The 24,505-nt window shown below is 53.9% G+C and carries 25 protein-coding genes; 10 read left to right on the top strand and 15 right to left on the bottom strand.

Features of this window, described 5'->3' with window-relative positions; translation table 11 throughout:
• Positions 1 to 9: 9 nt before the first annotated feature.
• Positions 10 to 1,245, bottom strand: a complete 1,236-nt coding sequence (locus VI01_RS22480; RefSeq protein ID WP_045816692.1) for an ABC transporter substrate-binding protein — start codon at positions 1,243 to 1,245, stop codon at positions 10 to 12.
• Between the two features lie 558 nt (positions 1,246 to 1,803).
• Between VI01_RS22480 and nthA the strand changes: the two genes are divergently transcribed.
• The 6 genes from nthA (at position 1,804) to VI01_RS22450 (ending at position 5,536) form a co-directional block, all read left to right on the top strand.
• Positions 1,804 to 2,295 (top strand): nitrile hydratase subunit alpha, encoded by a 492-nt coding sequence (gene nthA / locus VI01_RS22475; protein WP_231638578.1) that lies wholly within the window; start codon positions 1,804 to 1,806, stop codon positions 2,293 to 2,295.
• Between the two features lie 13 nt (positions 2,296 to 2,308).
• Positions 2,309 to 2,611, top strand: coding sequence for an SH3-like domain-containing protein (locus tag VI01_RS25970; RefSeq protein ID WP_045816691.1), 303 nt, complete (start codon positions 2,309 to 2,311; stop codon positions 2,609 to 2,611).
• 6 nt (positions 2,612 to 2,617) lie between these two features.
• On the top strand, positions 2,618 to 2,989 hold the full coding sequence (locus VI01_RS25965; RefSeq protein WP_052697022.1) for an SH3-like domain-containing protein: 372 nt from the start codon (positions 2,618 to 2,620) through the stop codon (positions 2,987 to 2,989).
• Entirely contained in the window at positions 2,982 to 3,440 is a 459-nt protein-coding gene (locus VI01_RS22460; RefSeq protein ID WP_045816690.1) for a nitrile hydratase accessory protein, read from the top strand. The genes VI01_RS25965 and VI01_RS22460 overlap by 8 nt, the downstream gene beginning before the upstream one ends.
• Positions 3,441 to 3,457: 17 nt before the next feature.
• Entirely contained in the window at positions 3,458 to 4,444 is a 987-nt protein-coding gene (locus VI01_RS22455; RefSeq protein ID WP_052697021.1) for a HoxN/HupN/NixA family nickel/cobalt transporter, read from the top strand.
• A gap of 192 nt (positions 4,445 to 4,636) precedes the next feature.
• On the top strand, positions 4,637 to 5,536 hold the full coding sequence (locus VI01_RS22450; protein WP_045816689.1) for an alpha/beta hydrolase: 900 nt from the start codon (positions 4,637 to 4,639) through the stop codon (positions 5,534 to 5,536).
• 41 nt (positions 5,537 to 5,577) lie between these two features.
• Here VI01_RS22450 and VI01_RS22445 read toward each other — a convergent pair whose 3' ends face one another.
• From VI01_RS22445 to VI01_RS22410, 8 genes are all read right to left on the bottom strand, one after another.
• A complete protein-coding gene (locus VI01_RS22445; RefSeq protein WP_045816688.1) occupies positions 5,578 to 6,687 on the bottom strand; it encodes a lactonase family protein in 1,110 nt (369 codons plus the stop codon).
• 194 nt (positions 6,688 to 6,881) lie between these two features.
• Complete coding sequence (locus VI01_RS22440; RefSeq protein ID WP_045816713.1) at positions 6,882 to 7,901, bottom strand: acyl-CoA--6-aminopenicillanic acid acyl-transferase; 1,020 nt, start codon at positions 7,899 to 7,901, stop codon at positions 6,882 to 6,884.
• Between the two features lie 21 nt (positions 7,902 to 7,922).
• The gene (gene glnQ, locus VI01_RS22435) at positions 7,923 to 8,645 is read right to left on the bottom strand and encodes a glutamine ABC transporter ATP-binding protein GlnQ (protein ID WP_045816712.1); all 723 of its coding nucleotides are present in this window, start codon (positions 8,643 to 8,645) and stop codon (positions 7,923 to 7,925) included.
• A gap of 2 nt (positions 8,646 to 8,647) precedes the next feature.
• Positions 8,648 to 9,304: a glutamine ABC transporter permease GlnP gene (gene glnP, locus VI01_RS22430; RefSeq protein WP_045816687.1), complete on the bottom strand. Its 657-nt coding sequence runs from the start codon at positions 9,302 to 9,304 to the stop codon at positions 8,648 to 8,650.
• Positions 9,305 to 9,355: 51 nt separating this feature from the next.
• Entirely contained in the window at positions 9,356 to 10,108 is a 753-nt protein-coding gene (glnH, locus tag VI01_RS22425) for a glutamine ABC transporter substrate-binding protein GlnH (protein WP_034830281.1), read from the bottom strand.
• 129 nt (positions 10,109 to 10,237) lie between these two features.
• Positions 10,238 to 10,792, bottom strand: coding sequence for a carboxymuconolactone decarboxylase family protein (locus tag VI01_RS22420; RefSeq protein ID WP_197079617.1), 555 nt, complete (start codon positions 10,790 to 10,792; stop codon positions 10,238 to 10,240).
• Positions 10,789 to 12,117: an aspartate aminotransferase family protein gene (locus VI01_RS22415; RefSeq protein ID WP_045816686.1), complete on the bottom strand. Its 1,329-nt coding sequence runs from the start codon at positions 12,115 to 12,117 to the stop codon at positions 10,789 to 10,791. Before VI01_RS22415 ends, VI01_RS22420 begins: the two co-directional genes overlap by 4 nt.
• Positions 12,118 to 12,245: 128 nt before the next feature.
• Positions 12,246 to 13,103, bottom strand: a complete 858-nt coding sequence (locus tag VI01_RS22410; protein WP_045816685.1) for a MurR/RpiR family transcriptional regulator — start codon at positions 13,101 to 13,103, stop codon at positions 12,246 to 12,248.
• 195 nt (positions 13,104 to 13,298) lie between these two features.
• On the opposite strand from VI01_RS22410, the gene VI01_RS22405 reads away from it, so the two are divergent.
• A complete protein-coding gene (locus VI01_RS22405) occupies positions 13,299 to 13,937 on the top strand; it encodes a LysE family translocator (protein WP_045816684.1) in 639 nt (212 codons plus the stop codon).
• Here the strand turns inward: VI01_RS22405 and VI01_RS22400 are convergent.
• From VI01_RS22400 to VI01_RS22380, 5 genes are all read right to left on the bottom strand, one after another.
• Positions 13,908 to 14,708 (bottom strand): AraC family transcriptional regulator, encoded by an 801-nt coding sequence (locus VI01_RS22400; RefSeq protein ID WP_045816683.1) that lies wholly within the window; start codon positions 14,706 to 14,708, stop codon positions 13,908 to 13,910. The two genes, VI01_RS22405 and VI01_RS22400, sit on opposite strands and share 30 nt — an antisense overlap.
• 158 nt (positions 14,709 to 14,866) lie before the next feature.
• Positions 14,867 to 15,667, bottom strand: coding sequence for an inositol monophosphatase family protein (locus VI01_RS22395; protein WP_045816682.1), 801 nt, complete (start codon positions 15,665 to 15,667; stop codon positions 14,867 to 14,869).
• A 14-nt stretch (positions 15,668 to 15,681) separates the two neighbouring features.
• A complete protein-coding gene (locus tag VI01_RS22390) occupies positions 15,682 to 16,743 on the bottom strand; it encodes an ABC transporter ATP-binding protein (RefSeq protein ID WP_045816681.1) in 1,062 nt (353 codons plus the stop codon).
• A complete protein-coding gene (locus tag VI01_RS22385) occupies positions 16,740 to 18,962 on the bottom strand; it encodes an iron ABC transporter permease (RefSeq protein ID WP_045816680.1) in 2,223 nt (740 codons plus the stop codon). The genes VI01_RS22390 and VI01_RS22385 overlap by 4 nt, the downstream gene beginning before the upstream one ends.
• 118 nt (positions 18,963 to 19,080) lie before the next feature.
• Positions 19,081 to 20,109, bottom strand: coding sequence for an ABC transporter substrate-binding protein (locus tag VI01_RS22380; protein WP_045816679.1), 1,029 nt, complete (start codon positions 20,107 to 20,109; stop codon positions 19,081 to 19,083).
• Positions 20,110 to 20,324: 215 nt separating this feature from the next.
• Between VI01_RS22380 and VI01_RS22375 the strand changes: the two genes are divergently transcribed.
• Together VI01_RS22375 and VI01_RS22370 are read left to right on the top strand one after the other, a co-directional pair.
• A complete protein-coding gene (locus VI01_RS22375) occupies positions 20,325 to 21,359 on the top strand; it encodes a LacI family DNA-binding transcriptional regulator (RefSeq protein WP_045816678.1) in 1,035 nt (344 codons plus the stop codon).
• Between the two features lie 60 nt (positions 21,360 to 21,419).
• Positions 21,420 to 22,703: a histidine-type phosphatase gene (locus tag VI01_RS22370; protein ID WP_045816677.1), complete on the top strand. Its 1,284-nt coding sequence runs from the start codon at positions 21,420 to 21,422 to the stop codon at positions 22,701 to 22,703.
• Here the strand turns inward: VI01_RS22370 and VI01_RS22365 are convergent.
• Positions 22,678 to 23,598, bottom strand: a complete 921-nt coding sequence (locus VI01_RS22365) for a LysR family transcriptional regulator (protein WP_045816676.1) — start codon at positions 23,596 to 23,598, stop codon at positions 22,678 to 22,680. The two genes, VI01_RS22370 and VI01_RS22365, sit on opposite strands and share 26 nt — an antisense overlap.
• A 133-nt stretch (positions 23,599 to 23,731) precedes the next feature.
• On the opposite strand from VI01_RS22365, the gene VI01_RS22360 reads away from it, so the two are divergent.
• Entirely contained in the window at positions 23,732 to 24,412 is a 681-nt protein-coding gene (locus VI01_RS22360; protein WP_045816675.1) for an SDR family NAD(P)-dependent oxidoreductase, read from the top strand.
• Positions 24,413 to 24,505 lie beyond the last annotated feature (93 nt).

Genomic DNA, 24,505 nt, shown 5'->3' with positions numbered 1-24,505 from the left:
GGGCTCCCGTTACAGCTCGATCTGATACTGTTTGGTATCGCGTGGATTTTTCTTCAGGTCGCACACCATTGCCGTATCAACCGGTGCCTGATTGGTGAAGGTTTCCAGAATTTTCATCTGATGGTTCTCGACCTCGGCAATGTGCACATCCAGCGAGCAGTGATGCGTGGTGGGGTCGACCGTTAACTGGCCGCTTGGAGACGTCAATGTGACGCCTGATTCCAGTGCCTCGATCACTTTCATGCGGTCAATATCACCCGCCTTACGCACCCCTTCGGCCCAAATCAACATGCCCTGATACGCGCCCATCGCCAGGTCGCTGATGTACATGTCGCCGTAACGTGCATGGAATTTATCCACGAAGGCTTTATTCTCAGCAGACGGGATCTCTTGCATGTAATTTGCCGCCACCAGAATGCCGTTGCTCTCTTCAGGTGACAGGATGATGTGTTCATTACCGCCGCCAAACACCGTGGAAGCGATGGGGATTTTGTTGCTCATACCTGCGGCGTGCCACTGGCGATAAAAGGAGATATGCGCACCACCGACCAGGGCTGACCACACCATGTCAGGTTTAGCGCTCTGGATTTTTGAAATCGCGGCACCAAAGTCAGTCACATCCAGCGGGAAGAACTCCACCGTCATCACTTCCCCGCCGTTATCACGTACCGACTTCTTCACCCACGATGAAACAATCTGGCCGTAGTTATAATCCGCTGCCAATACATAGACTTTTTTGCCCCACTTTTTCATCGCATAGGGCACCAGTTTTTCCACGGTCTGCGCTGGAGTGGAGCCAGATGAGAAGTAGTTGCGGTCACACACACCGCCTTCATACTGCGCAGGATAAAAATAGAGCGAACGAAAACGATCCAATACCGGACGAATCACTTCGCGCGACGCGGAAGTAATGCCGCCGTGCACCACCGCCACTTTGTCTTTCAGCGCGGCCTGCTGGGCGTATTGCGCGTAGAGCTGCATGTTGGATTGCGCATCGTAATTGATGATTTGCAGCGGTCGGCCTAATAATCCTCCAGCGGCGTTGATCTCATCCGCGGCCAGATTGATGGCGTTGGACATGGGTTTGCCGTAAATATCCAGTCCGCCCGAGAGGTCAAGAATGCTCGCCACTTTGATAGCGTCTTTGCTGTCAGCGGCTAAGGTGAATGTTGGTGCAACCCCTGCTGCCAGGCCTAATGCCGATACGGCAGATCCTTGAAGAAATGAACGACGACTAATAGCCATAGCACCCTCGCAATGAAGTTTTTGGAATGAATAGAGATGGAGTATTCCGGGAACCGGAAGAAATAGAGATGAGCAGCAGACTGCACTGTCTGCATAAATAGAAATCAAGAGCCACAGCATTGGGGCATGTCATTGAGATTAGCAATAACCGGGCCAGAAATTAAAAATGAATGCCCAGGTTATTTATATACTGGCTCCACTGGCCGCCAGCGAGTTCAGAGCTGGGCTTCATCCGCCAGCCACTTTAAAGCGCACAATCAAATAGCGATAATTTATTTATTCACTGACTCTTTTAATGCACTTAAACACAGCAACAGGCACTCTTTCGGTGCAAATAAAATTCAGTCACTGACGCTGTCCGATAAAACACAGCAGATGGCGGTCTGAACAAAGATGTAATTTACAGATGGATTACCGTTTTAAATTCTGATCGTCCTCACCCCTATCATCTTATTGAGGAGTCACAATGTCGGACCATTCTGTATTACCTTCTGATGCTGCGTTAAAGATCCGTGCTATTCAGTCCCTCTTGTCAGAAAAGGTTTCCTGAGCCAGGACGTGACTGACACCATCGTGGACTATTTCGAAACCAAAGTCGGCCCACGCAATGGCGCGCAGGTGGTAGCAAAAGCCTGGTGCGATCCCGCGTTCAAAGCACGTTTGCTGGAAAACGGTCGCGATGCAGTTAACGAACTGGGCTTTGCCGGGTTTGAAGGGGCCACACTGCATGTACTGGAAAACACGGATAGCGTGCACAACATTGTGGTTTGCACGCTGTGCTCCTGCTACCCATGGCCGGTACTGGGTTTGCCTCCCATCTGGTTTAAATCCACGCCTTATCGCTCGCGTGTAGTCATCGACCCGCGTGGAGTCTTAGCGGAATTTGGTACGGATATCCCCGCCAGCAAAGAGATTCGCGTCTGGGACAGCAACGCAGAAATCCGTTATTTCGTCCTGCCACAGCCGCCTGCTCACAGTGAGGGGCTGGATGAAAACGCCTTAGCCCAATTAGTCACCCGGGATTCAATGATCGGTACACGTATTCTTTAAGCGGAGAGCAGCCATGAATAATATCCACGACTGCGGCGGCATGCAGAATTTAGGCCCCATTGAAATGGAGGCCAACGAACCTAATTTTCACAGCCAGTGGGAAAAAGATATTTTCGCCACCACGCTGGTCTTTTTCATGAGCGGAAAGATCGTATTGGATGATTTTCGCTATGAAATCGAAAAAATGCCGGTGACCGAATATTTGCAGTCGAGCTATTACGAGCACTGGTTGTTTGCGATTGAACAGTTGATGTGTAAGACCGGTGTATTTACCGAGCAGGAATTACAACAGCGTCTCACTGAACTCTCTGCCTGAGGACTTATGATGAACACCTATTCACCGCAAGGCTATCTCGATTTAATCACCACGCCACCTAATTATCATCGTCCGGTGGATGTCACTCCTCAATATCAACCCGGCGACACCATTATTACGCAGAATCTGAATCCGCTCAGTCATACACGTTTGCCTCGCTATGCGCGCGGTAAAAAAGGGGTGATTGTCGCGAACTACGGTGCCTGCGTGTTTCCCGATGCACTGGTCGCGCATCAGCAGGAAAAGCCGCAGTATGTCTATCTGGTGAAATTCAGCGCCGCTGAATTATGGGGAGAGACCAACGATAATTTCAGTGTTCATCTCAGCGTCTGGTCCGACTATATTCAGGGCAAAACTGAGGAGGCGACGCATGGATGAGTTGCATGCCATCATCGCTCAAGTCACAGAAGCCGATCCTGCTTTCGCACAACCGTGGGAAGCCGATGCCTTTGTTATCGCGGTGGCGCTATCACAGCGCGGCTATTTTAGTTGGCCGCAATGGGTAGAACAATTTGCGCAGGAGATTCATCACGCTCCACAACGCAGCGATGAAAGTGCTCACACCGCTTACTATCGGCAATGGCTGAGTTGCCTGGAAAAGATCTTGTCCCAGCATCATCTGATCCCGCGGTCCGAATTATTGAGTCGTGAAGAGCAATGGCGTCAGGCGTTCCTCAACACCCCTCACGGCAGCCCGGTGGATCTCGCCGCCGCCAGCTGTCCGCCCGACCATTTACATGACCATGACCATCATCATCACCACCATCATGATCACCACGCAATGCCGCCATCAATCCAGCCGCTGCGGGTCTTCGCCGCCGTTGGATAATCATTTGGGGAGCACCTATGAAAGTGCTGAGTAATAAGCAGAAAGGCATGGCGGTGATAAGCGGCGCGATGCTGTTCAACTTGCTGGTGATCGGCACGGCGCTGGTGACGTTTCAGCATTCACCCGCCGCGCTCAGCGTAGCGCTGTTGGCGTATCTGTTTGGGTTACGCCATGCCGTGGATGCCGACCATATTGCCGCCATCGATAATGCCACGCGCAAGCTGAGCAATGAGGGGAAGAGCCCTTTCACGGCGGGAATGTGGTTTTCGCTGGGGCATGCCTCCGTGGTGCTAATCGCCTGCCTGATATTCGCCTTAACCACTCGACCGTTGCAACAGATGTTTCCGGGCGTCAAGGAAGTCGGCGGTATGATCAGCACGCTGATCTCCGGCGCGTTTCTGTTGTTGCTCGCCTGGGCTAACAGCCGAACGCTGTGGCAATGTTTTCGTCAACGTCAGAGGTTGCTGCGCGGCGATGCAACCCCTGTTCCGCAGGAGAGCCATCACCACGGCGTGTTGACCAGGCTGTGCGCCCCGCTGTTTCGCATGGTGAGCAAAAGCCATCATCTGTTCCTGATTGGATTTCTGTTTGGCATTGGCTTTGATACCGCCACCGAAGTGGCGATTTTCGGCATGTCGGCCAATCATGCTGCGGGCGGCGAAGCGATACTCCACATTATGTTGATGCCGCTATTGTTCACCGCGGGCATGATGCTCATCGATACCACTGATGGCGTCATGATGTTGAAGCTGTATCGCTGGTCGCAGTTCGATCCATTGCGCAGTCTCAATTATACCCTCGCCATTTCGTCACTTTCGATTGTGGTGGCTTTTGCGATTGGCTGTTACGAAGTGTCAACGGTGTTGCAGCTCAACACGCTGATCTCGCCTGCACTGGACGGCATTATGGAGGCAGTGATCAGCCAGATGGGTTGGGTGCTGATCGTCACTTCGATGGGCGTATGGCTGGTGTTTTTCCAGCGGGCAAAGCGTCGTACGTTATAGAACGGTGGCGGCTTCGTGCCGCCCTGTTGATTGGAACTGATCGAATGAAATCCTACCGATAATGGCAGACCTTCCTGTCAAAACATCTCTACTGACACATACTGCTGAGAGTTAAAAATCATTGAAATTAATAATCATTCTCATTATGGTGCGAAGTGATGTGCACCAACAAATCAGATTATTAGGATTTCAATGCCTTATAGATTTTCAGCGATAAACCGTTCCATTGGCCTGCTGTTATTGTTGCTTGGCAGTGTCGCCACCAGCGTTTTTGCACGCCCCAATATGACGCCACTCGGACCCAATATCGCCGACAAGGGCTCCGCTTTTTACCAGTTCTCTCTTCGCGGATTTGATTCGGCGGATGGCCTGCGGCATTACAAGGTTTGGACTGCCGTGCCAGATAAAGCCCCTCCGGCTTCGGGCTATCCAATCATCACGATGCTGGATGGCAACGCGGTGATGGACAGACTCAGTGACCCGCTGCTGCAAAAACTCTCGTCAGGTAACCCGCCGGTTTTGGTGGTGGTTGGGTATCAAACCACCCTGCCGTTTGATGTCAACGCGCGGACTTTCGATTACACCCCGCCTGATAAAGAACATGGCGATGCAGGATACACCTTCAGCCGCGGTCGCAAGGGCGGCGGAAGCATCGCATTCCGCGAATTGCTTGAGCAGCGTATTTTGCCCGCAGCGGAGAAAGGTTTGCATATCAATCATCAGCAACGTGGGCTGTGGGGACACTCCTACGGCGGGTTATTTGTACTCGACAGCTACCTCTCCTCTCCAGTGTTTACGCGTTATTTCGCTGCCAGCCCGTCGATCGGCCAGGGGTACACTTCTTTATTAAGTGAGATGCAGACCCGAAAAGCCAGTGATACGCAGATCACTCTGATGGAAGGGAATGGCGACCGCCGCAGCGATAGCAATACGGCAGAACCTGAAGTGTTGCGCGCAGTACGCACCACTATCGAGGATATGGCAGAGAACGGCGCGGTTGCACGCTATCAACTCTTTCCAGGACTTTCCCACGGACAAATGTTTGGTGCTTCAATGGAAGAGGCGCTGCTGGACATGTCGCAGATAAAATAACATGACGAAGTGGGCGCAAAACAATGCGCCCACTTCGTTGCTTAATTAAAGAACTTTATATCCGTGGGCGTGGATATTTTCGCTGCATCGCCCGCCGCTTTCAGCGCACCGCTATTCGCATCGAAATGGAACAGAGAAATATTGTTGGTGAACACGTTTGTGACATAAAGATATTTTCCGCTGGCATCAAATGAGAACGCTCGAGGTTCGATACCATTCGCTTTATAACTGACCGGCTTGCCTAACTGGCCATCTGTCTCAATTTTAAACACCAATAGTTTATTATCTGAGCCACGATTCGCCGCAATCACATATTTACCGTTCGGACTGAGAATAATTCCGCCGCCGCTACGGTATTCAGCACTGTTATTATCAGTGTTCAGTTTCACAGTAGCGCTGCGATCAAGACGATCATCTTTCACGGTAAACACCGCGATCTCACCGGCCATTTCCGTGTTGACGTAGGCATGTTTGCCATCCGGTGAGAACACCATATGACGCGGGCCAGAACCTGCGGTAAAGGTTACGTCACGCGCGTTGTCCGCTTCCAGTGGCTCAGACTGAGTGGCGTGATAACGATAGGCATGGAGTTTGTCACCGCCGAGATCGGCAGCGTACAGATATTTGCCGTCGTGGGTAAAGGTGGTTGAGTGCGCGTGGCCACCATCCTGACGCCCTTTCACCGCGCCCGTGCCCTGATCAAAGGCAAAGTGCTGCACCTGCTCACCCAGTTTACCGTCATGATGAATCGGGAACACCGACACGCCCGCGCCGCCTTTCGCCACCGAATAGTTGGCGACAAACAGGAATTTTCCGTCCGGACTGATAGTGGCATGCGTCGGCTGCTGGCCATGGCTATCCAACACGTTCAGCACCTTCACCTGACCGTTTTTATCAACGGACAGTGCGGTGACGGCCCCGGCGTTTTCTTCGTTGGTGGTATAAGCAAAGCGTCCATCTTTGGATTTTACAATCCATGACGGGCTTTTCATTTTGATCACATCAAGTGGTGTTAAGGTGCCATCTGCATTCACCTTGAGGCGATACAATCCTTCGCTAGGGTGATCCGGTTTTTGCTCTAATGGCGCATCCGGAATTGACGTCCAGGTACCCACTAAAGCGATTTGATGATGTTTCGCGGCATTTGCCATAGCGCTCCCCGCCAGTGAAAAAACAGCTAGCGATAATGCCACGGTTATGTTTGATGCTAAACCGCTGAATGCGGCTTTTTTATTTCTATTCATTTTGTACCCCACCATAATCGGAATGTTTAACGACTATAGTGGGATTAAATTGTACAGCGCCCGGTCATGGTGACCGGGTTCACAATATAGCAGAATAGTTTTTAGGAAATCGTGCCTTTAAATTCTGGCTCATCACGATTCAAGGTAAATATCTGCCAGTCAACCTGTTTGGCATGCAAGGTAAATACTGCTGTCGCCAGGGTGTTCTCTTCATCCGGATCGTTCGGCGAGAGGCGATAAATCGGCAGCTCCGCATCATGCTGGTCAGAGAGAATCGCGATAGCTGCATCGCCATCCAACTGCGTTTGTGTCTCCAGCCAAGCTATTAAACGCTGCTGACGTGAGCCGGAACTGTCCGTAATCACCTGTTCAACGTCATCAAGCTGCGGATGAATCAGATGATTAGCATGGGCGAACACTGTGGTTAGTGGCATCACCGAGCAACCCGAACCCGTGGCTTCCACGCTAAACAAACGGCTGTCGCCCATCTGTCCCAACGTATGATGGAAAGCCCCTGCGCGCGGTGATGTGGTGAGAATGCTGATGGCCTCATCCAGCGTGGCCGCATTCAACGCGGCGCGAGCCAGAATCTGACGCGGCACGCCTTCAGGACGATGCAGCGCACGAATATTATTCACCGTATTCACCACGCCCCGATCATTAACGGCAATGGTATGACCGCAAATCGAACCCGGATAAGCAAAGCTGGTAAACCCCATTCCGCTATCCGGACGGATGCTCACGATGGCACAGTCATTTCGTAATTGCGGGAAGCCATCTTCATTGTGCGCGATGATCAGCACACCATCAGCACGCTGCCCCGCCACGGTAGTGCAGCCATCCGAAGTTGAACGCACTAAGTCACCGCGACAGTTCCAGGCAAACACCTCCTCAATCGGCGCCTGTAAACCTGCGGCCAGCCCTTCCAGCTCTTGCCAGATCAGTGGATAGCGCGTCTCGACCAACGCGCGCAGGGTCAACGTTTGATCGGCGTCTTTCATGCCGGTCACCGTTTGCCAAAGGGCGGTGAGCTTCAGTTTTTGGTGCCACGCCTCACGGCCAAATTCACCCAGTTGCTGACCGATTTCAAAGGCGGAACCACGGATTGCGAGTTTTTTCATGTTGTTATCGTTCACTTCTGTTCAGGAGACGTGCTGCAAGAATTCTTTCAGACGCGGATTGCTGCTGGCTGTCAGCAGCATATCAGGTGGGCCATCTTCGGCAATGGTTCCGCCATCAATAAAGATCAGACGTGAGGCCACCTCACGCGCAAAACCGATTTCATGTGTCACGATTACCATTGTCATGCCTTCATCCGCCAACGAGCGCATCACTTTCAGCACTTCATGACGTAATTCAGGGTCCAGTGCCGAGGTGGGTTCATCAAACAGCATCATCTTCGGCTTGACGGCCAGTGCACGCGCAATCGCCACTCGCTGCTGCTGGCCGCCAGAGAGTTCGGAAGGATAGTGATTGGCGCGCTCACGCAAACCCACACGATCCAACAGTGCCATCGCCTGTTCACGAGCCGCGGATTTGCTCAGCTTGCGCACGCGAATTGGACCAAACATCACGTTTTCCAACGCGGTGAGATGGGGGAACAGATGGAACTGCTGAAATACCATGCCTGCTTCACGACGGATATCGCACTCATTGGCGTGCGGATCGGTGATGTGCATGCCTGCCACCAACAACGTACCAGAGGATATCTCTTCGAGTTTATTGATGCAGCGTAACAGCGTCGACTTACCGGAGCCTGACGGCCCAATAATCACCACCACTTCACCGCTTTCAATCTTTAAATTGATGTCGTGCAGTACCTGAGTGGTGCCGAAATTTTTCGACACCGCGTTAAATTCAACCATGCTCATAGAATATGAATCCTTTTCTCCAGTTGTTTCAACAGGAAACTCAGGCACAACGTCACCAGCAAATAAATCATTGCCACTGCTGTCCAGACTTCCAATGCACGGAAGTTACCGGCAATAATCTCCTGGCCCTGGCGAGTTAATTCCGCCACACCAATAACGATAAATAACGAGGTGTCTTTGATGCTGATAATCCACTGATTACCCAACGCGGGGATCATACGACGTAGCGCCAGCGGCATGATAACGTGCCATACGGTACTGCGTTGTGATAATCCCATGGCCAGGCTGGCTTCTTTAAAACCTTTATTAATGGAAAGAATCGCACCGCGTGTAATCTCCGCAATATAGGCGCCAGAGTTAATGACAATGGTTACAATCGCAGCCGTGACCGGATCGATACGAATCGGCATGACCATCGGCAGTGCAAAATAAATGAACATCACCTGCACCATAATCGGCGTTCCGCGAATTAACTCAACGAAAATCAGTGAAAGTGTTTTTGATATTCTACCGCCCAATGCACGACAGGTTCCCGCCAGCAAACCAATAATAAAACCACCCAGCAATCCTGATAGCGAAATAATCAGCGTTAACTGTAATCCCTGTAACAGCAGTGGCAGGGACTCCCAAATATATTTACTTTCGAAATTCATCTTTCAACCCGTAAAAGCGAAACGAGGCCGATTCTCACCGGCCTGGCGGGATTATTTTGGCTGCTTAGCAAACCATTTCACGTAGATTTTGTTATAGGTGCCATCCGCGCGCAGTGCCTGCAACGCAGCATTCACTTTTGGCGTTAAGCTGCTGTTCTTCTGCATCGCAAAGCCATACTGCTGTGGCAAAATGCTATCGGTTTCACCGGTGGACTTCACTTTGCCATCGCCTGCCGTTTTCACGTAATAGAGCACGTTAGGTGAGTCATGCACCACGGCGTCGAGGTTGCCGGCTTGCAGATCAAGATAGGCATTATCGATGTTCGGAAATTCGACGTAGTTTGCTTTATATTTGCTTTTCATAAAGCTGGCAGCGGCTGTGCCTTGCTTCAGGCCCACTTTTTTGCCAGATAAATCGCTAAATTTAGTGATGGAATTATCAGAGCTTTTCACCGCCATCAATAAATCGGCGTCATAATATCCTTCACTGAAATCGACAACTTGTTTACGCGCATCGGTAATGGTAATGCCCGCCATTGCCACATCCAGATTACGCGATTGCAAGCCAGGAATTAAACCACCAAAATCCATTGGGCGTAATTCGTAGCTGACGTGCATTTTCTTAGCAATGGCATCCCATAAATCGATATCAAAGCCTACATACTTGTCGCCTTGTTTAAATTCAAACGGTACAAATGCGGTATCCACACCGACGGTTAATTTATCTTGTGCTGCTGCAACAAAACTGGCTGAACAAGCAACCAATGCTAACGTAACTTTTAATTTAGAGAATAATGCAGACATAATAACCCTCAGCGTCAGTGAAATAGTGTGCGATAAATGTCACCCAGCGAAATATTTCGGCGGGAGTAAGAAGATAAATCCATTTGATATTCAGGGCGCATCCGATCACGCCCTGATAAAAACGACGGCTTATGCCGGGATAATAACATCCCGTGTTTCGGGTACCGGCGTCTGTGCGCCGTTCATGATCATCGAGAGGAAACTGTAATAACCATTGATGCCAATCAGATCGACCACACCCTTTTCGCCCCATAAATCGATGGCTTGTTGCCAGGTGGCGTCAGAGACTTTTTGCTGTTGATGCAGCTGCTGACAAAAGTGGTAGATCACCCACTCATCGGCCAGCAAATCATCGGGCAGGCGTTTTTCATTAATGGCCTGTACGGCAGCGGCGGATATGCCCTTTTCACGGGCGATGGGCGCATGAATCGCCCACTCCACCGGCTGCGACCAGTGCCGGGCGGTCATAAGAATCGCCAGTTCCGATAAGCGCTGACCGAGCGCACTCCGGTAACGCAGGTATTCTCCCATGCGCTGCGCGTGCGCCATCAACTCCGGACTGCGCAGTAGGGGTTCAAAGGGTGGAAGCAGCGCACCACGTGGACCGTTAATGATCTCTTCTGCCAGTGGACGTTGCTGCTCGTCCCACTCATGCTCCGCCAGTGGCGGTAAACGATTAATCATAATTTACCGGTCTCTTCACGAATCACGGTCGCCAGCGTATCCACCACAAAATCGAGCTGGCCCGGCGTAATAATAAACGGTGGAGCAATCAGGATATGATCGCCATACTGCCCGTCAATCGTGCCGCCCATCGGATAGACCATCAGGCCGCGAGCCATGCAGTTGGCTTTGATACCGGCATGCAATTTCAGCGCGGGATCGAACGGGGTTTTACTCTCTTTGTCGCGTACCAGCTCCACACCGGCAAATAAGCCGCGCCCACGCGTGTCACCCACATGGGGTAATCCCCCGAGCACTTCACGCAGTGCATTTTGCAGGTAAGCGCCCTGCTGCTTCACGGCATCCAGCAAGTTATCGCGTTCAATAACCTGCTGCACCGCCAATGCCGCTGAAGCCGCTGTCGCGTGGCAGATGTAAGTATGACCATGCTGGAATAGACCACTGCCCGACTGTAGTGCTGAAACGATCTTTTCACTGGCCAACACGGCGCCAATAGGCTGATAACCCCCGCCCAACCCTTTGGCGATAGTGACCAAATCCGGCACCACATCATCTTGTTCAAAGGCGTGCAACGTCCCGGTGCGGCCCATACCACACATCACTTCATCAGCGATATACAGGATGCCGTATTTATCACACAGCGCACGCACGCCTTTCAGATAGCCCGGCGTTGGCGGTGTCGCGCCGGTGGTGGCACCCACCACCGTTTCAGCGCAGAAGCCAATAATGGTTTCCGGGCCTGCATCAATGATCGCCTGTTCCAGTTCATTGATCAGACGCGTGGTGTATTGCTGTTGTGTTTCATCAGCACGACGATCGCGATATTCATTACAGGCTGACACGCGAATCACGTCGATCAGTAACGGGGCAAACTGACGACGACGCCACTCATTGCCGCCGACGGCCAGCGCGCCCAGCGTATTGCCGTGATAGCTCTGTTTGCGCGCAATAAATTTGGTGCGTGACGGTTGGCCGATTTCAACGAAATACTGACGTGCTAATTTCAGCGCGGTTTCCACGGCTTCCGAGCCGCCGGACACGAAATAGGCATAGTTGAGATCGCCAGGCGCCGTGCGCGTCAGCTGTTCGGCAAGCTGTTCAACGGTATCGCTAGTGAAGAAGCTGGTGTGAGCGTAAGCCAGTTGGTCAATTTGACGATGCATGGCCGCTAACACATCAGGATGTGCATGGCCTAAGCAGGAAACGGCGGCACCACCGCAGGCATCAAGATACGGCTTTCCTTGTTTATCGAAGATGTACGCCCCTTCGGCGCGTGCGGCTACGGCGGGCGTGCTACGCAAACTGCGGTGAATAATGTGGCTCATGCTGGGTACTGCTCCTGAATACGCGACGGTCATTAAGCGCATCTTGCAGGATTCATTTGGATCACGTCAATGCAATAATGATTCACATGCATTCTATTTTCTTATGACGGATGCAAATGAATCATTTATCAGGATTTGCCTGGCACCACATAAGCGCCCGATTCGATCAGATAGCGTTCGGCATTTTCGATTTTATGCACGGCATCACGGCCATGGCGCGCCACCAGCATTGCCAGTAAGCACTCTGCCAGCCCCATGCCAGAGACCACAGAAGGGAAGAACGACGGGCTGTCGATAGAGAATAATAGGGTGCAGTCGGCGGCCTGTGCCAGCGGGGAAACCGGTGAATCGGTAATCGCGATAATCTTCGCGCCAGCCTGCTGCGCGGCGTGCAGCACATCCAATGACTCGCGGGAATAAGGCGCAAAGCTGGTCAGCAGCACGCAATCCTGCTCGGTGAGTTCACGGGTAAACACTTCAATATTGCTGGCAAGGCCATCAATCAGTGAGACCTGGCGATTGAAGAGTCGGTAAACATAAAACAGTGACCAGGCGATGGGAAAACTGGCACGAAAACCACAGATGTAAACGTTGTCAGCGGCATCGAGTAAAGCGACAGCCTGCTCCATTTCTGACTGGTTTTCGTTTTGCGTGTAGGCCAGATTGGCCTGATGCGCGTTGAACACCTCATCATACAGCTGCGGCTGGGTGCCTTTCGCAATCAGTTTTTCGGCTTTGGATACGTATGTATCATTACGCAGTCCGATATCATCAATAAAAGCATCTTTCAGTTCGCCCCAGCCTTGATAGCCCAAACGTTGCGCCAGGCGTAACAGGGTTGCGGGTTTGACGCCTGCTTCCACCGCAAATGCGCGCATCGATTGCACCACCAGTTGATTGGCGTTTTGCAGTGCGAATTCGGCGGCGCGCTGCAGTTCCGGTGACAGCTCACTGAACTGACTGACAATTTTATCCCGAAGATTCATAACGTTTGGTCGTTGATGGCAGATGGATGCATATAACCATAATTGCAACGATGAGAAAACCAGGCGCGATGACGATTCCTCATGTGGCTATCTCCCCGGTAGAGCAGCCACGAAGGCGCAATTCTTTCCAATACAGTTGATCCTTGCCGTGGTTTAATCACGCCCACAGAAAAAAATAAGGACAGGCTCGTTGCTATGCTGCAGTTTTCAAATGGCTTTTTGCTGAGTTTATCGCTGTGCCTTGATATTGGGTTGGCCAATATCGCCATGATTACCCTCGCGATGCAGCGCGGCTATTTTCACGGCTTTTGGCTGGGAATAGGCACCTGTATTGGCGACCTGATTTATGCGCTGCTGGCGCTGGCAGGCATGGCAGTGGTTTTGCAGTTTACCGTGGTACGCTGGGTGTTGTGGATTGGTGGCGGAGTTTTACTGCTGTGGTTCGCGGGTAAAATGCTGATCGCCGCACTGCGTAAAGACGCGCCGTTACCTACCGCAGAGCAACAGCCTTATCGCTCATTGTTGCGCGAGTTTAGTCGAGGCGTCGTGCTGGCGATGTCATCGCCCACCGCGATTTTGTGGTTTGCCAGCGTGGGCGGCGCACTGATTGCTCGTATGGGGCATGGCAGCGTCAATGCCACCTCCTCTTTCCTCGGCGGATTCTTTATCGCGGGAGTGGTCTGGACTTGTGTGCTGTGCCTGGTGGGCAGCATGGGCGGTAAGCTGCTGGGTCAGCGCCTGTTGAAATACTCTTATCTCGCCTCGGCACTGATCTTCTGCTACTTCGCCGCCTATGTGATGGTGTCAGGCTATCGGGAGTTTGTGCTGGGCTGAAGCAATTTGCTGAGAATAATGGTAAGGCGTAATGCCCATCACTTTACGAAAGGTGTTGATGAAGTGGCTCTGATCGTAAAAACCGAGTTGCAGCGCAACTTCCTGCGGATGTACCCGACGTCGCAAGAGATGGCGCGCCTGTTGCAGCCGCAGTTGCATATGATATTGCAGCGGCGGCAGCCCGGTGAGCTGGGTGAAACGGCGCACCAGATGATACTTACTCAGCCCCGCCCGTTGCGCCAGCGCATCCAGTTGCGGCTTCTCGTGCAAGTGTTCACCAAGAAACTGCTTCACCTGCTCAATAATCTGCACTTCCCCCTGATGCACGCTCTCTTTGTCGTCGAGGAGTTCACCACACAGCCACAACAATTGTTGTTCCAGCAGTAATTCATCTCCTGCGCGCGCGGCCTGGTCGAATTCAGTGATCGCTTGAAACAACCGCGTGTCATGGAACACTCCTTCGCGCAAAGCTGGCGCAGCGGTGCTGCCAAACATTTCGGTTAAGATCGCCTGCGGCAAGTGGATGCTGATAAAACTCACCGGATCATTGCTGAACAAAGATGATTGAACCGCGACGGGATTATAAATCGTCACCTGCCCGGCAAACACGTCAGAGACCTTGCCATCGAGCCAAATCTCTTCACGCCCGCTGAGATTAGCGCAAATCACATATTCGTCATGCAGATGACGCGGAAAGCGGCTGCCAGTGGCGTTAACGCGCGAACATTCAATGCCATTGCGGCTGAACCAATCAGATGAGGAGAGGGACACATGATGCTCTGGTGAATAGGGTGATGCGTTATAACAGCATCGCCAGTTTTGAATTGCAATGCTGCTGGGTTGTTGCGGGCTGACTAGCTTTAGTGGCGTTTTAAAGTGTTTGCCGGGAGCGGCGTAACGACAACGGCTCCCGACAAAGAAGGCAGCGTTTAAATTCCCGCAATCCGTTTCAAATCAGCTTCAGCCCCAGGCGCTACTGCCAGCACCTGAGCGCCTTTCAGCAAACGTTCACCTTCGGTATTAAACGGGTGATACCAACCGCCCGCCTCTTTCACCAGGCAATAACCCGCCAGGCAATCCCATGCGTGCATATAGGGTTCGTAGTAGCCCACTACCCGACCCGCCGCCACCCACGCCAGCATTAATGCGCCGGAACCGATACGGATGAAGTTACCACCGGCTTCCAGCAATGAGGCCAGAATTTTACCCACTTCAGCAGGGCTAACGTGGCTGTTAGCACCAAAGCCTGTGACATGGTTTTGTAGCGTGCGGCTCGGATCAACCTGCAAGCGGCGACCATTTAAAGTCGCGCCTTGCCCCAGCGCCGCCACATAGCACTCCTGATAAGTAGGGGCAAAAATCACGCCAATCACCGGCACGCCGTCATGCAGTACCGCCACTGACACGCACCAGTTAGGCATGCCATTGAGGAACGGGCTGGTGCCATCAATCGGATCCACCACCCAGGTGTATCCCGATGTGCCTTCCTGCAATCCGTACTCTTCCCCCAGAAAACCGTCATCGGCAAACTGGGCGCGAATCTGCTGGTCGATCATCTGCTCGACTTCGCGGTCAGCGCGCGACACCACATCCTGCAGGTCATACTTGGTCTCGACCACCAGCGTGTCGCGTTGATGGAAATACTCCAGCGCCTTTTCGCCCCCTGCGCGTGCCACTTTCTCTGCCAAAATCAAACGTGATAGCAGTGCGTCATTTACGGTGTCACTCATTATCTGTCCTTACATTAACCGGCAATCAGGGCTAATCCCTGAGGTTTAAAATCAATCGCCACGGCAGCAGCCAGCGGCAGACGCTGCTCCATCTGCGCATCAACGATAAACAAGGAACCGAGCGGCGTGGCCACTTCATATTCGATGTGATCACCCAGCCATGTGCTGTGGGTCACTTCGCCTTGCAGGGCTCCCTGCCCATCGCTATGCAACGTAATAAACTGTGGACGCACCGACAATTGGGCCGAGCCGGTTGGCACGCCGTTACCGCGCACGCGATAACGCAGATTTCCCAGCCGCACCAGCGCATCGTTGCCCTCCACCTGCTCGACTTCGCACGGCAGGATGTTGGCTTCCCCCATAAAATCAGCGATGAACACCGAATTCGGCGCGTGGTAGAGGCTTTCAGGTGCGCCCTGCTGGGCAATATCACCCTCTTTCATGACAATAATTTTATCAGACACCGCCAGCGCTTCTTCCTGATCGTGCGTGACGTAGACGGCAGTAAATCCAAGTCTTTGTTGTAACTGACGAATATCAGTACGGACACGGCGGCGCAAACGTTCATCGAGGTTAGATAACGGCTCATCCAGCAGTAGCACCTGGGGTTCCAGCACCAGTGCACGCGCCACGGCGATGCGCTGTTGCTGACCGCCTGAAAGCTCGGATGGCAATCGTTGCCCCTGGTTTTCCAGTCCAACCAGTTTCAACCCTTCGCGGGCACGATCCAGCGCTTCTCGCTTGTTCATTCCCGAGGACTGAAGCCCATACATAATGTTGTCGAGCGCGCTCATATGTGGAAACAGCGCGTAAGACTGGAACACCATTGCCACATCGCGTTCGTTGGCAGGCAGATGCGTCACATCTTTACCGCCAATCAAAATGCGCCCGGAGGTGGGATGTTCCAACCCCGCCAACAAGCGCAGTGTGGTGGTTTTGCCGCAGCCAGAGGGGCCAAGCAGCGTGACCAGCGTACCGGGTTCCACCGTCAACGACAGATCCGGCAAGGCGTTGAAACCCGCAAAACGTTTGGTGACATGCTCAAATACCACGGAACCCGCATTGATACTGGTCATACGGTTCTCTCCTGAGTTAACGAAGTTGAAGAAGGCGGCATGGCGATATCAACGGGGCGGGCAGCGCGGCGCAGTTTTCGCTCACCGACCAGCCACTGAAACACGCCAATGATCAGCAGCATCACCACAATCAATACAGTGGAGTAAGCAATCGCCACGCCGTACTCACCGTTTTCCACCAGCCCGACAATGTAGGAGGTCGCCATGTTGTACTGCGCACTGACAAGGAAGATCACGGCACTAATCGAAGTAATCGCGCGAACGAAGGCATACACTAACGCGGCGCTGATCGCCGGTTTGAGCAACGGCAACACCACTTTGCGCAGCGTGCGGAAACTGTTGGCACCCAGCGTCAGTGAGGCTTCATCAAGGCTTTTATCCAGCTGGCTCATCGCCGCAATGCCCCCGCGCACCCCCACCGGCATATTACGAAACACAAAGCAGGCAATCAGAATCAGAGCCGTACCGGTGATCTCCAGCGGCGGCAGGTTGTAGGCCATCACATAGCTCACACCGATCACCGTGCCCGGAATAGCAAAACTCAGCATCAGCAAGAATTCAAACGTCTGACGGCCGGCAAACTTCTGCCGCACAATCAGCCAGGCGGTGAGCAAGCCGACAATCGCGGTGAGCGGCGCGGCAATCAGCGCAATCTCCAGCGTGGTCCAGAACGAGTTCCACGCCACGCCGGTCCACAACAGATGCCCGTCACTGACGCTGACACGGAAGGCCCGCACATAATGCTCGACAGTGAGGGCGTCATTCAGCCCCCATGACTGCACAAACCCACCGACGACGATCATGCCGTAAATTACCAACGTGAAGAGCCCCCACGGAATCACCATGCCGTACACGCCGTAGCGTAACAGTCTGGGCAGTTGACCATGTTTGCCGCCATCGCCCTTACCGGTGACGGTGGCGAAGTTTTTGCCGCCCAGCCACCAACGCTGCAGTACGAACGCCGCCAGAGTGAAGCTGAGTAAAATCATCGCCAGCACCGCTGCCCGACTGGGATCATTCTGCGCTCCGACTACCGAGAAGAAGATTTCGGTGGAGAGCACACCGTGACTGCCGCCCAGCACCATCGGGTTACCAAAATCAGCCATGCTTTCGATAAAGCTGATCAGGAAAGCGTTGGCCAGACCGGGCGCCATTAACGGCAGAGAAATGCGGCTGAAGGTGCGCCAGCGGTTAGCGCGCAGCGTTTGTGAGGCTTCTTCCAGTGAAGGGCTTACCCCCTCGACCACACCAATCAGCACCAGAAACGCGATAGGCGTGAATGACAGCACCTGCGCAATCCAGATGCCGGCTAAACCATACAGCCATCTTCCGGGTTCGATGCCAAACAGCGCCGCCAGATATTCCGTGACCACGCCTGAACGGCCAAACAGCAGAATCAGCGCCAGACCAATCACAAACGGCGGCGTGATAATCGGCAAAATGGTCAGCATACGCAGCGCTTTTTTACAGGGCAGCGGCGTGCGCGTAGCGGCCAGCGCAAAGGCCAGCCCCAATAACGTAGAACCAGAGGCCGTCATCAGCGCCAGCCACAACGTACGCCAGGCGGTGCCGCAGGTGCCGCCTTTCAGACAGGCCAGACTCCAGATCGAAGGGTCCTGAATGTTGCTGATCAGTCCGTCGGGTTTAAAACTGCCATCAACATCCTGTACCGACACTACAAACATGCTGAGTACCGGATAGAGCACAAATATGCTGACCAGCGCGGTCAGTAACACCAACGACGCCACCACAAAGGCATCGCCTTTCAGCACGCCCCGCTCGGCCAGCGCAAAAGAGAACAGCAGTAAAAAGGTGGTCAGCATCAGCAACGCACCCGCGCCCATCGCCGGTTGGCCCTGATCCAGTGGCCCGAAACGATTTTCCAGCCACAGCCAACTCCAGCCGCTGTAACCGATGGCATGGCCTTCAATCACCAGAAAAATGACGCCCAGTGCGCTAAATAACAGCATCAGGCGGCTGCGCGCGCCAGATGGAAGTAATCCACACGCGGCGCACAGGGCGAACACGATCAGCGCAATCGCCAGCCACGGATGTGAGCTGACCTGCCATAAGGCGGGCGCATTGGCTGGGTCGCTCCACAGATTGAACAGCCAGCCGCCATCAAAAAAGCCGGCCTCCAGGCTGTACCACGGCAGCAAGAGTAGGGATGCCAGGCCGATCAACAGTGCGCCGGTAAGCCGACGATTATTTGCATGCATAAAACACCTCAAGAGGGAGAGTCTGGCTCTCCGGCTCGCAGTGGAATGATGTGTTGAAAGGCGCCACGGCAAGGAGAGGATCTCGCAGGATGTGGCGCGGGTTCACGCAGTCAGGTCATCACTGTGCGCTGGCACCAATCTCTTTATCCCAGCGGCTGAGCAGCGCTTTGCGTTTGGCTGAGTCGCCATAAGTTTTGAAGTCGTAATCGATCAGCTTGATGTTCTCGAAGCGCGGGGCGTATTCCGAGATTTCTGCGTGACGATTTGACGGCAGCTGGAAGGATTTCGCTTCCTTCATATGCGACTGCGCCTCAGCGCTGAGCGCCCAGTCGTACCAGACTTTGGCATTCGCCAGGTTGCGTGCCCCTTTCACAATCGACATTGAGCCAATCTCATAGCCTGTACCTTCACAGGGCGCCACGGTTTTGATCGGGAAGCCATCCACCTGCATTGCAACGGCATCATGCATGAACACGATACCGACCGTGGTTTCACCTCGCGCCGCGGCTTTCACCGGTGCAGAGCCTGACTTGGTGTATTGCGAGACGTTGGCATTGAGTTTTTTCAGGTAGTCGAAGGCCTGATCTTCCCCCATGATTTGCACCAGGGTGGCCAGCGTGTTGTAGGCGGTACCGGAAGAGTTAGGGTTGGCGATTTGGATTTCCCCCTTAAAGCCGGGATCCAGCAAGTCCTTCCAGCAGAGGGGTTCTTTCAGTTTTTTATCGGCTAACAGTTTGGTGTTATAGCCCCAGCCCAGTGCTCCCGCGTAAATTCCCACCGTGCGATAGCCCGAGTTCTCAGCCTGCTTCTGTGCCCAATCCTGCTGCTGATCAAGCAGCGGTGATTTATACACTTGCGTTAACCCCTCATCGGCCGCCTGCATATGCGGATCGCCGGTTCCGGCCCACCAGATATCGGTACGTGGATTGCGTGCTTCGCTGCGCAAACGCGCATACGCTTCCCCCGCCGACAAACGCACCATACTGACTTTAATATCCGGATGGCTCTGGCTGAAGATGCGTGTCATATGCTCACACACCACCACGTCAGCGGAACAAACCATGTTGAGATTGCCCGCCGCAGAGGCAGCAAAGGGCAGTGCTGTACAAGAGAGGGATAGTGCGACGGCGATTGAGGTAGCTCGCATGGTGTTCTCCTTGGATTGTAGGGTGGTGCTTCACTGGCACCTATTTGCACATCTGTGCAAAGTAGTAATGAACAAAAAAACAGCTGTCAAACTACTTACAATGCAATTGATATGCTGTGTCACAAAAATGCAACAAAATAGATCCCGAACGGTTTGCACAGCTTTGCAATTTGAGGCAGACTCATTTTCAACCGATGTTTGCGCAGGAATTAAGCATGCAGAGTGAGAAAACCGTGGTCAGTGCGCAGGATGTGGCAGAACGCGCTGGCGTATCACGTTCAGCGGTGTCACGCGTGTTTACACCGGGTGCCAGCGTGTCCCCTGCCATGCGAATCCGCGTCATGAAAGCCGCGCAAGAACTGGGCTATCACGTCAACCATCTGGCGCGCGGCCTGGTGCGTAATCGCAGTGGGATTGTGTGCTTGATTGTCTCGGAAATCGCCACACCCTATCGCGCCAGCCTGGTGCGCTGGCTGACCCAGTTCCTGCAGGAAGCGGGAAAAATTGCCATGCTGATCAATACGGATCGTTCCGACAACAGCGTGTCAGCCGCGTTACAGCAGGCGATTAACTTCCGTGCGGACGCCTCGATCATCCTTTCCGGCATGCCGGATCGCACCATCACGCGCCAGTGTTATCAGCATGGTCAGCGCATCATTTTGATTAACCGCGATGAAGCACTACCCGGTTCACTCAGCATCAATCTGGATGCAAAGCGAGCCGCTGCCACAGCGGTGATGGCGTTTCAGCGCGCCGGCTGTCAACACCTCGCCTTCGCTAACTCCCTGGCGGGCACACCCAGCCTGATGAAACGCGAAGCGGCATTTGTTGCCGAAGCGCAGCGCGTTGGGATGACGGTTACCGTTGAGCGCTTCGGCTCCACCTCTTACGAAAGCGGGCAGATTCTGGCCCATCGATTGCTGACTCAGCATCAACGACCCGACGCCGTGTTTTGCGTGACCGACCTGGTTGCTTGTGGATTTATGGATGAAGCACGCCACCGTTTTGCCCTGCGCGTGCCCGAGGACTTATGTCTGATCGGCTATGACAATATCGCGCAAGCGGGCTGGTCTTCTTACCATCTCACCACGTTTGCCCAGCCGGTTGAGCAATTTGCACGCGATGCCGTGAACTGGCTGATGCAAACCGAGGCCGATGAGACCGGCTTTACTCCGCAAACTGAGCAACAGCATGACAGCTTGCTGTACCAGGCCGATGTGGTGTGGCGTGGATCCGTGCGCGGTGCCTAAACACAGCGTGTTATCTCACCCGGTTCTGCTTAAGCGCCCTATTTTCATATAAGGATCACGATGAACCTTCGTAGAAATCTGTTTGCCGCCAGCCTGTTGGTTGCCGGTGCGTCCTGGTTAAGCGCCCTACCGGCGCACGCGGAAGCGCAGTATCAACTGGAAAAGGTCGTGGAATTGAGCCGTCATGGTATTCGCCCGCCCACGCCTGGCAACCGTAAAGAGATTGAAGCAGCGACTCAGCGCCCGTGGACAATCTGGACCACACACGATGGCGAGTTGACCGGGCACGGCTACGCGGCCGTCGTGAACAAGGGGCGTTGGGAAGGCGATCACTATCGTCAGCTGGGTTTATTGACGTCAGGCTGTCCACAGGCACAGGAGGTGTATGTTCGCGCCAGCCCATTGCAACGCACCCGCGCCACTGCCCAGGCGCTGGTGGATGGTGCCTTTCCAGGCTGTGGCGTAACCGTGCATCACGTGGCGGGTGAAGATGATCCCCTGTTCCAGACCGAAGCCTTTCCGGCTACCGATACCGATCCGGCACAACAACTTGCCGCCGTAACAGCAACGACGGGGGATCTGGTGGCTCGCCAGCAGACGCTACAACCTGCTGTGCAGGCATTAAAGAGTGCTGTCTGTCAGCCAGGCAGCGATTGCTCGTTCTTTGACAATCCGTGGCAGATCAAGCAGAGCAAGAGCGGCAAGACCTATGTGCAGGGATTGAGTGTCCTTGCCAACATGGTGGAGACGTTGCGTCTGGGCTGGAGTGAGAACCTGCCGGCAGATCAACTGGCCTGGGGCAATATCACCCACTCCGCGCAGATTACCGCTGTATTACCGTTGTTAACCGCTAATTACGATCTCAGTAACGACGTGCTGTATACGGCGAAAAAGCGTGGTTCCATTCTGCTGAATGAAATGATTCAGGGTGTTGAACAGGGTGTCAGCCCTGTTTCAGATGCCGTGCCGGATGCACGCTGGCTGCTGTTTGTCGCACATGACACCAATATCGCGATGGTGCGCACTTTGATGGGCTTCACCTGGACTTTGCCGGGCTATACGCGCGGCAACATTCCCCCCGGCAGTAGCCTGGTGTTTGAACGCTGGCGCGATAAGCAGAGCGGCAAGCATTGGCTGCATGTTTATTTCCAGGCACAAAGCCTCGACGATCTGCGTAATCTGTACTCCGTGGATCAATCGCACCCGCTGCTGCGTGAAGAGTGGCGAGCGCCTGACTGTCGGGTCACCGAGATCGGCACGCTCTGTCCAATGGCATCCACGTTAGCGGTATTGGGTCAGCAGCTTGATCCCACTGCCATTACGCCGGTGAGTTACGCGCCATAACGCACACCTGTTTCACCACGCCGCGCAACCAGCGATGCGCGGCATCATTTTCCAGTCGTGGATGCCACATTTGTGACACTGTCATTTCTGGCGTGGTAAAGGGCAACGCAAGCATCACCAACGCCTGGCTGTGCACGATCAATGGGTGATGCTCAACTAGCGAACGAGGTACCAGCGCCACCCAATCCGAATTCACCACCAACGCCACGGCGGCGGAGAACGCGGGCACGACAGCGACAATCTTGCGCTGCAATCCGGCGTGCTCAATCGCCTCATGGATCGGTCCACCCCGCTCTTCCCGACGAGACGCCACAATGTGACCAAATCGGGCCAATTGGTTGATATCCATCTGCTGTGTCAAAGGATGGCCCGCACGCACCACGCCGACGAAACGATCGCGAAACAGCGCCTGCAAGCGAATTTCAGGCCCCATATTGCCGAGCACGCCAATCTCTATATCGATGCTGCCATCACGCAACTCACGATCGCTTTTCTCCGGTTTTGCCACAAAGACCAACTCGACATTCGGTGCCTGCGCGGTCACAGCCGCAATCAGCGCGCTGCCAAACGCTTCAACAAAGCCTTCATTGGTGCGCAGCCTGAAACAGCGATTCAGCTGTGCCAAATCCAGCGTTTCAGCATCCGGGCTGAGCACTGCATGCGCTTCCCGCAACGTACGCTGCGTCCGTTCTCGTATCGCTTCTGCATAAGGGGTCAGCACCATCTGCCGGCCGGCGCGTACCAATAACGCATCGCCCGTCACCTTGCGCAGGCGGCCCAGCGTACGGCTCATCGCGGATTCGCTCAGGTTGAGCTGGCGTGCCGCGCCCACCACGCTGCCCGTGGTGAGCAGCGCGTCGAGTGCCGTGAGTAAATTCAGATCGGTGGTGTTCATGGTCAATATCCTGCTGGATGTCACGCTGCATAACAAGGCGTTTGATGCAGGTTATCACTGCATAGGCTGCGTGTTCCGCCTCCCCTTGTCACGGGCTAGACTTTCCCCATCAACGCTTACTGAGGAACAAATGATGAAAACATTATTGATTGGCACATCACGCGGGCTGGGATTCGCACTGGCAGAAACCATGCTGCAGCGAGGCTATCAGGTTGTGGCCACCGGGCGAGCCCATTCTACCGATAAACTGGTGCAGCTGGCTGCACGCTATCCGCAACAGCTGACGGTGGAAACGGTGGATATTACAGCACCCGACCAGGTTCACGCCCTGCATCAACGCCTGACCGGGACGGAGTTTGACATGCTGTTCGTCAATCCCGGGGTGAAAAATGACGATCGGGAAACCATCGCCGATGTTTCAACCGAGGAGTTCACCCGTGTGATGGTGACCAACGCGCTCAGCCCATTACGCGTGATCGAGACATTCAAAGATCGGGTCAGCATCAGCGGCACGATTGCCGTGATGTCTTCCGGTCAGGGCAGTCTGACCAACAACACCAATGGCAACTACGAGGTGTATCGCGGTAGCAAAGCAGCCTTGAACATGTTTATGCGCAGCTTTGCCGCCCGTCATCAGGATGCGCGTACATTGCTGTTGATGGCGCCGGGTTGGGTGCAAACCGATATGGGCGGGCCGGAAGCGCGCCTGACCATCGACGAAAGTATCCCGAATCTGCTCAACACTATGGAGGCGTATGCGGGTCGCACCGGCCTGCATTATCTCGATTATCTGGGTCGCATCGTGCCCTGGTGAAGTAAAAGGACGCACCGTACGCTGAAGGCTGTGGGCTTTGGGCTGCGAGCTGTGAGCTGTGAGCTGTGAGCTGTGGGCTGTGGGCTGTGGGCT

It is taken from the genome of Pantoea sp. SM3 (assembly GCF_000963995.1).
GTDB classification, from domain to species: Bacteria; Pseudomonadota; Gammaproteobacteria; order Enterobacterales; family Enterobacteriaceae; genus Pantoea; species Pantoea rwandensis_B.
Note: the sequence above shows the minus strand (reverse complement) of the source record. Positions and strands in the feature narration are given on the sequence as shown.